9 protein-coding genes are annotated in these 12,416 nt (G+C 71.6%); 6 read left to right on the forward strand and 3 right to left on the reverse strand.

What is annotated here, in order from left to right:
- The first annotated feature begins 99 nt into the window (after positions 1-99).
- The 4 genes from O7611_RS23530 to O7611_RS23545 all read left to right on the forward strand — a co-directional run bounded on the left by O7611_RS23530 (position 100) and on the right by O7611_RS23545 (position 6,113).
- Positions 100-1,041 carry an ABC transporter ATP-binding protein gene (locus tag O7611_RS23530; RefSeq protein ID WP_370584921.1) on the forward strand — a complete coding sequence of 314 codons (942 nt, stop codon included), beginning with the start codon at positions 100-102 and terminating at the stop codon, positions 1,039-1,041.
- On the forward strand, positions 1,038-1,865 hold the full coding sequence (locus tag O7611_RS23535; RefSeq protein WP_194800520.1) for an ABC transporter permease: 828 nt from the start codon (positions 1,038-1,040) through the stop codon (positions 1,863-1,865). Before O7611_RS23530 ends, O7611_RS23535 begins: the two co-directional genes overlap by 4 nt.
- Positions 1,866-2,123: 258 nt before the next feature.
- Positions 2,124-5,867 (forward strand): multifunctional oxoglutarate decarboxylase/oxoglutarate dehydrogenase thiamine pyrophosphate-binding subunit/dihydrolipoyllysine-residue succinyltransferase subunit, encoded by a 3,744-nt coding sequence (locus tag O7611_RS23540; protein WP_194800519.1) that lies wholly within the window; start codon positions 2,124-2,126, stop codon positions 5,865-5,867.
- Between the two features lie 66 nt (positions 5,868-5,933).
- Positions 5,934-6,113: a DUF6104 family protein gene (locus O7611_RS23545; protein ID WP_194800518.1), complete on the forward strand. Its 180-nt coding sequence runs from the start codon at positions 5,934-5,936 to the stop codon at positions 6,111-6,113.
- 6 nt (positions 6,114-6,119) lie between these two features.
- Here O7611_RS23545 and O7611_RS23550 read toward each other — a convergent pair whose 3' ends face one another.
- Together O7611_RS23550 and O7611_RS23555 are read right to left on the reverse strand one after the other, a co-directional pair.
- Positions 6,120-8,357 carry a bifunctional polysaccharide deacetylase/glycosyltransferase family 2 protein gene (locus O7611_RS23550; RefSeq protein ID WP_269697602.1) on the reverse strand — a complete coding sequence of 746 codons (2,238 nt, stop codon included), beginning with the start codon at positions 8,355-8,357 and terminating at the stop codon, positions 6,120-6,122.
- A complete protein-coding gene (locus O7611_RS23555) occupies positions 8,350-8,886 on the reverse strand; it encodes a hypothetical protein (protein ID WP_269697603.1) in 537 nt (178 codons plus the stop codon). Before O7611_RS23555 ends, O7611_RS23550 begins: the two co-directional genes overlap by 8 nt.
- A gap of 102 nt (positions 8,887-8,988) precedes the next feature.
- Here O7611_RS23555 and pta point away from each other — a divergent pair, with 102 nt between their 5' ends.
- Complete coding sequence (pta, locus tag O7611_RS23560; protein ID WP_194800515.1) at positions 8,989-11,055, forward strand: phosphate acetyltransferase; 2,067 nt, start codon at positions 8,989-8,991, stop codon at positions 11,053-11,055.
- On the forward strand, positions 11,052-12,164 hold the full coding sequence (locus tag O7611_RS23565) for an acetate/propionate family kinase (protein ID WP_269697604.1): 1,113 nt from the start codon (positions 11,052-11,054) through the stop codon (positions 12,162-12,164). Before pta ends, O7611_RS23565 begins: the two co-directional genes overlap by 4 nt.
- Before the next feature lie 54 nt (positions 12,165-12,218).
- On the opposite strand, the gene O7611_RS23570 is transcribed toward O7611_RS23565, so the two are convergent.
- Complete coding sequence (locus O7611_RS23570) at positions 12,219-12,392, reverse strand: hypothetical protein (protein ID WP_269697605.1); 174 nt, start codon at positions 12,390-12,392, stop codon at positions 12,219-12,221.
- Between the last annotated feature and the right edge of the window lie 24 nt (positions 12,393-12,416).

Here is a 12,416-nt window from a genome sequence, read left to right on the forward strand (position 1 = left end):
TGATTGACCCCCTTGCGCCGGGTTGGAAGGCTGTTGCCGGGTGCCCCCGCAACGGCGCCCCACCGGCGCGCGACGAGCCCGCCGGGGCAGGAGAGGAGAATGATGTCCGACGGGCAGCCACGCCCCAGTGCCGGGACCGGCCAGATCATCGTGTCCGGCCTGACCAAGCAATACAAGAACGTCCGCGCGGTGGACAACCTGTCGTTCACCGTCGAGCCGGGCCGGGTCACCGGCTTCCTCGGCCCGAACGGCGCCGGTAAGACGACCACGCTGCGCATGCTGCTCAACCTGGTGACGCCGAGCGCCGGCACGGCCACCATCGGTGGCAGCCGGTACGCCGACCTGCCCGACCCGCTGCGTACGGTCGGCGCGGTGCTGGAGGCGTCCAGCGCGCACAAGGGCCGCACCGGCATCAACCACCTGCGGGTGATCTGCGCTGCGGCGGGCCTGCCGAAGGAGCGCGCCGACGAGGCGCTGGCGCTGGTCGGGCTCACGCCCGCCGCCAAGCGCAAGTTCAAGGGCTACTCGCTCGGCATGAAGCAGCGGCTCGGCATCGCCGCAGCGATGCTCGGCAACCCGCAGGTGCTGATCCTGGACGAGCCGGCGAACGGCCTGGACCCGGAGGGCATCCGCTGGATGCGCGGCTTCCTCAAGGGGCTCGCCGCCGAGGGACGGACGGTGCTGGTCTCCAGCCACCTGCTCTCCGAGATGCAGCTGCTCGCCGACGACGTGGTGATCATCGCGGCCGGCAAGCTGGTCCGGCAGGGCCCGGTCGACCAGGTGATGGCGTCGATGACGCACGACGTGCGGGTGCGGGTGCGCACCCCGCAGGCCGACGAGCTGGTCGCGGCGCTGCGCGAGCAGTCGGCAACCGTCGACACCGACCCGCACGGCGCGCTGCTGGTGACCGGCGTGGACGCGCCGACCGTGGGCCGGGTCGCGCTGGCCGCCAAGGTGGAGCTGCACGAGCTGACCACCGAGCGCCCCGACCTCGAAGGGGTCTTCCTGGAGCTGACGGCCGGAAAGGCGGAGATCCGATGACGCTGGTCCGATCCGAACTGCTCAAGATCCGTACCACCAGCACCTGGTGGATCTTCGGGCTGATCAGCCTGGCGCTGTGGGCGCTCACGCTGTTCTTCAACTGGTTGCAGACCGAGGCGCTGGCCGGCGGGGACTTCGGCGAGGTACCGGCCGAGCAGTCCGACCAGTTGCAGGCCATCTCGGCCGCCGACAACCTGGCGGCCAACCTCTACACCAACGGCCAGTTCTTCGGCCTGCTCATCGTGCTGCTGCTCGGCATCGTGGTGGTGACCAGCGAGTTCTTCCACCAGACGGTGACCACCACGTTCCTCACCGCACCGCACCGCACCGCGGTGATGCTGGCCAAGCTGGCCGCGGCCGGCGTGCTGGCGCTGCTGTTCTGGCTCGTCACCACTGTGCTGAACCTGATCATCTCGCCGCTGATCCTCAACTCGGTGGACGTCGGCTCGCAGCTCGGCAGCGGGGCGATCTGGCGGGCGATCGCGCTCAACGGCCTGGCCTACCTGCTCTGGTCGGTGCTCGGCGTCGGGCTCGGCGTGCTGATCCGCAGCCAGATCGGCGCCACCGTGACCGGCATCCTGTTCTACCTGGGTGGCGCGATCGGTGCGGCGATCGTGCTGAGCCTGCTCGCCTCGCGGTACGGCGACTGGATCAACAAGCTCCAGCTGCTGGTCCCGTCCCTGGCCTCCGGGCTCATGGTGGGCGGCGACACCGACATCCCGGGCAACCCGCCGCAGTGGGCGGGCGCGCTGGTGCTGATCGGGTACGCGGTGGTGGCCGGCGCGATCGGCGTGGCCACGATCCGCAAGCGCGACATCTCCTGACCTCGCGGTCAGGCCGGGCCCCGGCCGGTGACACCCGTCACCGGCCGGGGCCTTCGCCGTCTAGCAGGAGTCGGCGGATCACGCAGCGTTTGCCGAACTTCTGGCATCTTCTGTGAAACGGACCACCAGCCGGAGGCGAGAATGCCTGCGCGCAGCGCACGGCGTAGCCTTGGCATCGGTTTACCCAGCGTCGGCAACCGGGGGTCACCGGGGGCCACCGTGACATTCACAACCGCGTGAAAGAGGCGATTAGCGGCCGTGTCGACCCAGCAGACTTCGCAGGAGAACCCACTGGCGGGTTTCGGCCCGAACGAGTGGATCGTCGAGGAGATGTACCAGCGTTACCTCGCCGACCCCTCGAGCGTCGATTCGGCCTGGCACGACTTCTTCGCCGACTACCGGCCGGCCCCGGGCGCCGCCACGCCGCGCCCGGACGGGCAGGCCAAGCCGGCCGCGAAACCGGAGCCGGCCGAGCAGCAGGAAGCAGTGGCCACGGTCAAGGAGCAGCCCGCCAAGGCGGAGCCGAAGGCCGCCCCCAAGGCCGCGGCCGCCCCGGCCAAGCCCGCCGCCAAGCCGGCGGCGAAGGCGCCTGAGCCGGCCAAGAAGTCCGCCCCGGCCAAGCCGGCCGCCAAGGCGCCGACCGCGAGCGCCGCGGGCACCACGCCGCTGCGCGGCGTCGCCGCCAAGATCGTGCAGAACATGGACGCGTCGCTGTCGGTCCCGACCGCCACGAGCGTGCGCGCCGTCCCGGCCAAGCTGCTCGTCGACAACCGCATCGTGATCAACAACCACCTGACCCGCGGTCGCGGTGGCAAGGTCAGCTTCACCCACCTGATCGGTTACGCGCTGGTCCGCGCGGTCGTCGAGCACCCGGAGATGAACAACTCCTTCGCCGAGGTCGACGGCAAGCCGGCGATGGTCCGCCCGGAGCACGTCAACCTGGGCATCGCGATCGACCTGGTCAAGCCGGACGGCTCGCGGAACCTGGTGGTGCCGTCCATCAAGGGCTGCGAGCAGATGGACTTCCGGCAGTTCTGGCAGGCGTACGAGGACGTGGTCCGGCGCGCCCGCCGCAACGAGCTGACCATGGAGGACTACTCCGGCACCACGATCTCGCTCACCAACCCGGGCGGCATCGGCACCGTGCACTCGATCCCGCGCCTGATGCAGGGGCAGAGCGCCATCATCGGCGTCGGTGCGATGGAATACCCGGCCCCCTACCAGGGCATGAGCGAGGCCACCCTGGCCGAGAACGCGGTCAGCAAGGTCATCACGCTGACCAGCACGTACGACCACCGGATCATCCAGGGCGCGCAGTCCGGCGAGTTCCTGAAGGTCATGCACGAGCTGCTGCTCGGCGAGCGCGGCTTCTACGACGACATCTTCACCTCGCTGCGGATCCCGTACGAGCCGGTGCGCTGGATGCGCGACGTGGCAGTCGACAGCGAAGGCCAGATCAACAAGACCGCGCGGGTGCACGAGCTGATCCACGCGTACCGGGTCCGCGGCCACCTGATGGCCGACACCGACCCGCTGGAGTTCAAGATCCGCAAGCACCCGGACCTGGACGTCCTCCAGCACGGGCTCACGCTGTGGGACCTCGACCGCGTCTTCCCGGTCAACGGCTTCGCCGGCCAGCAGCGGATGAAGCTGCGCTCGATCCTCGGCGTGCTGCGCGACTCGTACTGCCGCCGCGTCGGCATCGAGTACATGCACATCCAGGACCCGGAGGAGCGCCGCTGGATCCAGGAGCGGGTCGAGCGCAAGTACGAGAAGCCCAGCTCCGACGAGCAGAAGCACGTGCTGAACCGGCTCAACGCCGCCGAGGCGTTCGAGACGTTCCTGCAGACCAAGTACGTCGGCCAGAAGCGCTTCTCGCTGGAGGGTGGCGAGTCGCTGATCCCGCTGCTCGGTGAGGTGCTGGAGTGCTCCGCCGAGGCCGGGCTGGACGAGGTCGTCATCGGCATGGCCCACCGCGGCCGGCTCAACGTGCTGGCGAACATCGTCGGCAAGCCGTACGAGAAGATCTTCTCCGAGTTCGAGGGGCACCTCGACCCGCGGTCCACGCAGGGCTCGGGCGACGTGAAGTACCACCTCGGCCAGAACGGCAAGTTCACCACCCCGGACGGCGAGCACGCGGTCAAGGTGTCGGTGGTGGCGAACCCGTCGCACCTGGAGGCCGTGGACCCGGTGCTGGAGGGCATCGTCCGGGCCAAGCAGGACCGGATCGACCTCAAGCTGGAGGGCTACACGGTGCTGCCGCTGGCGGTGCACGGTGACGCCGCCTTCGCCGGCCAGGGCGTGGTCGCCGAGACGCTCAACCTCTCCCAGCTGCGCGGCTACCGCACCGGCGGCACCGTGCACGTGGTCGTCAACAACCAGGTCGGCTTCACCACCGCACCGGAGTACAGCCGGTCCAGCCTCTACAGCACCGACGTGGCCCGGATGATCCAGGCGCCGATCTTCCACGTGAACGGCGACGACCCGGAGGCAGTGGTCCGGGTGGCCCGGCTCGCGTTCGAGTACCGGCAGGCGTTCAACAAGGACGTCGTGATCGACATGGTCTGCTACCGCCGGCGCGGGCACAACGAGGGTGACGACCCGTCGATGTCCAACCCGGAGATGTACAAGATCATCGACTCGAAGCGGTCCGTCCGGAAGCTCTACACCGAGGAGCTGATCGGGCGCGGCGACATCACCGTGGAGGACGCGGAGGAGCTTCTGCGCGACTACCAGGGGCAGCTGGAGCGGGTCTTCAAGGCCACCCGGGACGCCGCGACCACGCCGCGTCAGCTCAGCCGCCCGGCGCGGGAGGAGGAGCCGGAGCCGCAGGTCGACACCGCCACCGACGCCTCGGTGGTCAAGGCGATCGGCGAGGCGCACGTCAACCTGCCGGAGGGCTTCACCCCGCACAAGCGGATCCAGCAGCTGCTGGAGCGGCGCCGCAAGATGTCCGTCGAGGGCGGCATCGACTGGGGCTTCGCCGAGATCATCGCGTTCGGCACGCTGCTGCACGACGGCGTCACCGTCCGGCTCGCCGGGCAGGACTCGCGCCGCGGCACGTTCGTCCAGCGGCACGCCTCGGTGGTCGACGCCAAGACCGGCGAGGACTACCTGCCGCTGATGTCGCTCACCGCCGACGGCGAGCGGTCGCGCTTCTTCGTCCACGACTCGCTGCTCTCCGAGTACGCGGCCATGGGCTTCGAGTACGGCTACTCGGTGGAGAACATCAACGCGCTGGTGGCCTGGGAGGCCCAGTTCGGTGACTTCGTCAACGGCGCCCAGTCGGTGATCGACGAGTTCATCTCGTCCGGCGAGGTGAAGTGGGGCCAGCGCTCGGCGGTGACGCTGCTGCTGCCGCACGGCCACGAGGGCCAGGGCCCGGACCACACGTCCGGCCGCCCGGAGCGGTTCCTGCAGCTCTGCGCCGAGGACAACATGCGGGTGGCCATCCCGACCACCCCGGCGAACTACTTCCACCTGCTGCGCCGCCAGGCCCTGTCGCCCAAGCGCAAGCCGCTGGTGGTGTTCACGCCGAAGTCGCTGCTGCGGCACAAGCTGTGCGTGTCGCCGGTGGAGGACTTCACCACCGGGACGTTCCAGCCCGTGCTGGCCGACACCGCGGCTCCGGCGCCGGAGCAGGTGAAGCGGGTGCTGCTCTGCTCGGGCAAGGTCTACTACGACCTGTTCCAGGCCCGGCAGGAGCGGGGCGTGACCGACACCGCGATCATCCGGATGGAGCAGCTCTACCCGCTGCCCGTCGAGGAGGTCCGGGCCGCGCTCGCGCAGTACCCGAACGCCGAGGACTTCGCCTGGGTCCAGGAGGAGCCGGCCAACCAGGGCGCCTGGTCGTTCGTCGCGCTCAACCTGCTGGAGCACCTGCCCGAGGTCCGGCTGCGCCGCATCTCCCGGCCGGCCGCCGCCGCGCCGGCGGTGGGCTCGGCGAAGATGCACGAGGTCGAGCAGAACGCGCTGATCGAGGCGGCTCTCCCCCGCCCGTGACACCACCGGCAGCGGCCCGTCCCGACCCGGGGCGGGCCGCTGCCGTACGACGACGAGAGGAAAACCGTGTACTTCACCGACCGTGGCATCGAGGAACTGGTCGAGCGCCGGGGTGACGAGCAGGTCAGCCTGGAGTGGCTGGGCGAGCGGCTGCGCGACTTCGTCGACCTGAACCCGGAGTTCGAGACCCCGATCGAGCGGTTCGCCACCTGGCTGGCCCGTCTCGACGACCCGGACGAGGACTGACGGGCGTCAGCCGGTCGCGCCCCGCCCGGCGACCCGGAGGTCTCCGGTGCGCCGCAGCTTCTGCCAGCCCAGCCGGCCGCCGGTCAGCGCGGTGCCGACCGCCTGGAGCAGCACCAGGTACATCACCTGCCGGTAGACGAACTGCTGCAACGGCAGCACCCAGAGCATGCCGAGCTTCTCCCGGTCCAGCCGGAAGGCCAGTACCGCGGTGAGGAACTGGAGCGCGAGCATCGCCAGCCAGGCCACCACCGTGTCGCTGCGGTCCAGGAAGATCAGCCCGTAGATCGCGAGCAGGTCGATCACCGGGGCGGCCAGCGGCAGCAGCACGCCGAACAGCGTCAGGAACGACAGGGACCGGCGGCCGAACCGGCCCGACGGGCCGCTCTCGATCACCGAGCGCCGGTGCTTCCACATCGCCTGCATGGTGCCGTAGCTCCACCGGTACCGCTGCTTCCACAACTGGCCGATGGTGGCCGGCGCCTCGGTCCAGGCGCGGGCGCTCTCCTCGTACACGATGTGCCAGCCGGCGCGGCCGATGGCGATGGTGACGTCGGTGTCCTCGGCCAGCGTGTCGTCGGTCAGACCGCCCACCTGCTCCAGCGCCTGGCGCCGGAACGCGCCGATCGCGCCGGGGACGGTGGGCATGCAGCGCAGCGTCTCGTAGAGGCGGCGGTCGAGGTTGAAGCCGATGACGTACTCGATGTGCTGCCACTTGGCGATCAGGCCGCGCCGGTTGCCGACCTTGACGTTGCCGGCGACCACGCCGACGCGGGGGTCGGCGAACGGCTGGACCAGCCGGCGGACCGAGTCCGGCTCGAAGATCGTGTCGCCGTCGACCATGACGATCAGGTCGTGCCGGGCCAGCGCGACGCCGGTGTTGAGCGCGCTCGGCTTGCCGCCGTTGGGCTTGCGGACGACCCGGACGTTCGGCAGGCGCAGCGCCGCGACGATGTCGGCGGTGCCGTCGGTCGAGCCGTCGTCGACCACCACCACCTCGATGCCGCCGGGGTGGTCACCCAGGGCGAGCGAGCGGACCGCCGCGGCGATGCCCTCCCGCTCGTTGTAAGCGGGCACGATCACCGAGACCGGTCCGGTGACCGGCGGACCCCACGACCAGTCGCGGCGACGGCGGCGGCGGGCGTGCCGTGGGGCCAGGACGAACAGCAGCAGGGTCCGGCCGATCGTGAGCACCCCGACGAGCACGAAGAAGGCGCCGAGCACCCCGAACATGCCGTCGGCGACGCGGACCGCGCCGACCAGGACGTGGCCCCGCAACCGCTCGTCGAGCGTGGCCTGCGTGTGCCCGCCCACCGGGCCCGAGACGCCCGCAGCCGCGAACGTCTGGTTGAGTCCCTCGCTCACAGTGGTGAAGCGGTATCCGCGCTCGAGCAACGCCGGGATGTAGCGGTCCAGCGCGGCCACGGTGCCGGACCGGTCGCCGCCCGCGTCGTGCCAGAGCGCGATCGTGCCGGCCGTCCCGTCCGGCGTGGCGCTGGCGACCATCTCGTCGACCGGGGGCAGCTCCCAGTCCCGGCTGTCGACGTCGTTGACGACGGTGAGGTAGCCCAGCTCGCCGGCCTGCCGCAGCATCGGCCAGTCCCGGTCCGTGTAGGCGTCGGCGCGGGACGAGTACGGGAAGCGCAGCAGCGACGTCCGGACACCTGTGGTGCTGGCGATGGCGAGCTGCGTCTGTGCGTACTCCAGTTCGCGCCGCCACTCCGGCAGCGCGGCGAGGTCGGGATGGGTGAACGTGTGCACGCCCAGCTCGTGCCCCTCGGCCACCAGCCGGCGGGTCACCTCCGGGTTTCTGACGACCTGCGAGCCGATCACGAAGAAGGTGCCCTTCACCTGGTACTTGTCCAGGACGCGCAGCACCTCCGGCGTCCACCGCGGGTCGGGCCCGTCGTCGAAGGTGAGCGCGACGGTGCGCGGCGGCAGGTGGTGCGACTGGGTGCGGCCCTCCGCGCCGACGTTGACGATCGGGCCACCCCCGATCACCGAGCTGGGCACCTCCCGCTGGCTGCCGGGCGTCACCCAGTTGTCGGGTACGAACGCGGCGTTCGTGTACGCCTCGACGACCAGCAGGCCGCCCAGGACGACCACGACCATGATGACCAGGGCCCAGCTCGGCCGGGGCAGGAGACGCCGGCCCCGGAACCGGCGCCGGCCGGCGATGCGGCGGGCGTCCAGGACGACGGTGGGCTGATCACCTGTCGAGGGGCGGCCGGGCCCCTCGTCACTCATCGGTGGGCGCGGCGGGCGCGACAGGCTCGGCGGGCGGGTCGACGACGGACGGCCGGTCGACAGCGGGCGGCGGTGGCACCTCGGCGGTGGGAGCGGTGGGCGGCGCGGTGAGGGTCGGCGCCTGGGTGGCCGGCGGCGCGGTGGGGGCGGGCCGGGTCGGCCGTTGGTACCGAGGGCTCGGCGGGACCGTGGCGTCAGGGGTGACGGAGGTGGCCGGCACCCGCACCGGAGCGGTTCGGACGTCGGTGGGCGCGTCCGGCGTGGGCCCGGTCACCGCGGGCGCGGGCGACGCCGGCGCGTCCGGCGACGGCAGCCGCTGCTCGCTGGTCGGCTCGACGAACGGGATGACGCTGTCCGGGGTGATCGGCCCACCGGCGAAGCTGGCTCCGACCATGACCGTGTAGATCACGCCGGCCGCGCCGGCGCAGTAGGCGAGACGGCGAAGCCGCCGACGTCGCCGCCCGCTCGGATCGACGAAGACGGGGGGCGATTCCGGTACGACGGGAATCAGTGCGGTCGGGCCATCCACGCGGCCAAGTGTAGATGCGAAAAATCCCCACCTTCTCCACCGGGCAGCCGGTGTGACCAGGCAGAACAGGTAACACTGACCTCGATCTTGTAGGTTGGTGCCGTGGCGCGCAGCGTATACCTGACCGGCGTTGGTTCGGGCGGGGGAAAATCAACTGTGGCACTCGGGCTGGCCGAGCTGTTGTCCCGGCAGGTGGAACGGATAGGCGCGTTCCGGCCGCTCGTCGCCGGTGACGGCACCGACCCGATCCTCGCCCTGCTCACCGAGCGGTACCGGATGGATCTGCCGGTCGACGAGCTGTACGGCGCGACGTACGCCGAGGCGAGCGCGCTCGTCGCGGACGGCCGCCGGGAGGAGCTGATCTCCCGGATCGTCACCCGCTACCGGGAGGTCGAGCGCCGCTGCCCGGCGATAGTGGTGGTCGGCAGCGACTTCGCCTACGGCGACGGCACCGGCCCCCGTGAGCTGGCCTTCAACGCCCGGCTGGCGACCGAGTTCGGCAGCGTCGTGGTACCCGTGGTGGACGGGTTCGGGCAGGAGCCCGACGCGATCGCGGCGGCGCTGCGCGGCGCGTACCACGATCTGGTCGACCTCGGCGCGACGGTGATCGCGGCGCTGGCCAACCGCGTGCCGGAGCCGATGACGCTGCCCGAGCTGCCGGTGCCCGCGTACGCGATCCCAGAGGTGCCGACCGTGTCGGCGCCGACGGTGGCCGAGGTGGCGGCGGCGCTGCGCGGCACGGTGCTCACCGGCGACGAGACCGCGCTCGACCGCGACGTGCTCGACTACGTGGTGGGCGCGGCGCACGTGCCGACGCTGCTGGACCACCTCACCGACGGGGCGCTGGTGATCACCCCGGGCGACCGCGCGGACCTGCTGGTGGCGGCCGGCGCCGCGCACGTCGCCGGGCAGGTGTCGCTGGCCGGGCTGGTGCTCACCCTCGGCGAACAGCCCGACCCGCGCGCCATGCGCCTGGTCGAGCGGATGAACACCGGGCTGCCCGTGCTGTCGGTGCCCAGCGACAGCTACGACACGGTCTCCGCGTCCAGCCGCATCGAGGGCCGCCCCAGCACCGCCAACCCGCGCAAGGTCGAGGCCGCGCTCGGCGCGTTCGAACGCTGCGTGGACACCGACGACCTGGCCCGTCGGCTGCGGGTCAGCCGGTCCGCACGGGTCACCCCGCTGATGTTCGAGAACGACCTGATCGACAGGGCCCGCGCCCGGCGCCGCCGGCTGGTGCTGCCCGAGGGCGCGGACGAGCGGATCCTGCGCGCGACCGAGGTGCTGCTGCGCCGGGGCGTCGCGGAAATCACCCTGCTCGGCCGCCCGGACGAGATCGCCCGGCGGACCCGGGAACTGGGCGTCGACCTCGGGGACGCCCAGGTCGTCGACCCGGTGACCAGCCCGTGGCGGGACGAGTTCGCCGATGCGTACGCGCAGTTGCGCGCCCACCGCGGCGTCACCGTGGAGCTGGCGCACGACATCGTGGCGCAGCCCAACTACTTCGGCACGATGATGGTGCAGACCGGTCACGCCGACGGCATGGTCTCCGGCGCCACCCACACCACAGCCGCCACCATCCGCCCGGCCTTCGAGATCATCCGGACCGTGCCGGGCGTCTCCGTCGCCTCCAGCGTCTTCTTCATGCTGCTCGCCGACCGGGTGCTGGTGTACGGGGACTGCGCCGTCAACCCCGACCCGGACGCCGACCAGCTCGCCGACATCGCCATCTCGTCGGCCGACACGGCGGCCCGGTTCGGCATCGAGCCGCGGGTGGCGATGCTGTCGTACTCCACCGGCAGCTCCGGCGCGGGCGCCGACGTGGAGAAGGTCGCGGCGGCCACCAAGCTGGTCCGGGAACGCCGGCCCGACCTGCTCGTCGAGGGCCCGATCCAGTACGACGCGGCGATCGACCCGCAGGTGGCGGCCACCAAGCTGCCGGACAGCCCGGTCGCGGGGCGGGCCACGGTGTTCATCTTCCCGGACCTGAACACCGGCAACAACACGTACAAGGCGGTGCAGCGGTCCGCCGGGGCGGTGGCGGTCGGGCCGGTCATGCAGGGCCTGCGGCGGCCGGTAAACGACCTGTCCCGCGGCGCCACCGTGCCCGACATCGTCAACACGGTGGCGATCACCGCCATCCAGGCCGCCGCGGAGGCGTCGGAATGAGCCGCATCCTGGTCCTCAACAGCGGATCCTCGTCGGTCAAGTACCGGCTGTACGACGGCGACGACGTCCTGGACAAGGGCACCGTCGAGCGGATCGGCGAACCCGGCGGCGGGCCGGCCGACCACGAGAGCGCGGTCCGGGAGATCATCGGCCGGCTCGACCTGACCGGGCTGTCCGGCGTCGGCCACCGGGTGGTGCACGGCGGGCGGAAGTTCAGCGCGCCGGTACGCATCGACGACGCGGTCGTCACCGCGATCGAGGACCTGGTGCCGCTGGCGCCGCTGCACAACCCGGCCAACCTGGCCGGCATCCGGGTCGCGCTGGAGGCGCTGCCGGACACCCCACAGGTGGCGGTCTTCGACACCGCGTTCCACCACACGCTGCCCGAGGCCGCCGCCACGTACGCGATCGACAAGGCCACCGCCGAGCGGTACGGCGTCCGCCGGTACGGCTTCCACGGCACCTCGCACGCGTACGTCTCGCGTCGTGTCGCCGACCTGCTCGACCGCCCGTACGACGAGCTGAACACGATCACCCTGCACCTGGGCAACGGGGCGAGCGCGTGCGCCGTCCAGGGTGGGCGCAGCGTGGCCACCTCGATGGGCATGTCCCCGCTGGAAGGCCTGGTGATGGGCACCCGCAGCGGCGACCTCGACCCGACAGTCATCTTCCACCTGCGCCGCGAGGGCGGCATGGTGGTGGACGACATCGACGACCTGCTCAACCACCGCAGCGGCCTGCTCGGGCTGACCGGCGCCAACGACATGCGGGAGGTGCTGGCCCGCCGCGACGCCGGTGACCCGGACGCGACGCTGGCGTTCGACGTCTACTGCCGCCGGATCACCGGTTACGTGGGGGCGTACTACGCGCTGCTCGGCCGGGTCGACGCGATCGCGTTCACCGCCGGGGTCGGCGAGCACGCCGCTCCGGTGCGGGCGGCGTCGCTGGCCGGGTTGGAGCGGCTGGGCGTCACGGTCGACCCGGCGCGCAACGACGGCCACGGCGACCGGGGCGTCTCCCCGGACGGCGCGGAGGTCGCGGTGCTCGTGGTCGGCACCGACGAGGAGCGGGAGATCGCCCGCGAGACCCGTGAGGTGCTGGGCGTCTGACCGCGTGCGTCCCGGCCTCTTCGCGCGGACCGGGCCGGCCGGGAGCAACCCCGGTCAGCCCAGGGCGATCCAGGCGATCAGGGCGACCACCACGACGGCGGCGACTGCCGCACCGGCGATCAGCGGCAGGCGCGACGGCGCCGACGCCGACGCGGCCGGCTCGGGAGAATCGACGAATGCGCGGAACTGCGCGGTGTTGCCACTCGGGTCGGTGTAGTTCTCAGCCATGCGGCTGACCCTAGCGAAGCCCAC

This window comes from Micromonospora sp. WMMC273 (genome assembly GCF_027460285.1).
In the GTDB taxonomy this organism is placed as follows: domain Bacteria; phylum Actinomycetota; class Actinomycetes; order Mycobacteriales; family Micromonosporaceae; genus Micromonospora; species Micromonospora aurantiaca.

What these genes read in the sequence shown, in the direction of transcription:
- O7611_RS23550 (WP_269697602.1), bottom strand. Translation starts at nt 8,357, where the DNA reads ATGAGTGACGAGGGGCCCGGCCGCCCCTCGACAGGTGATCAGCCCACC.
- O7611_RS23565 (WP_269697604.1), top strand. Translation starts at nt 11,052, where the DNA reads ATGAGCCGCATCCTGGTCCTCAACAGCGGATCCTCGTCGGTCAAGTAC.
- O7611_RS23570 (WP_269697605.1), bottom strand. Translation starts at nt 12,392, where the DNA reads ATGGCTGAGAACTACACCGACCCGAGTGGCAACACCGCGCAGTTCCGC.
- O7611_RS23530 (WP_370584921.1), top strand. Translation starts at nt 100, where the DNA reads ATGATGTCCGACGGGCAGCCACGCCCCAGTGCCGGGACCGGCCAGATC.
- O7611_RS23535 (WP_194800520.1), top strand. Translation starts at nt 1,038, where the DNA reads ATGACGCTGGTCCGATCCGAACTGCTCAAGATCCGTACCACCAGCACC.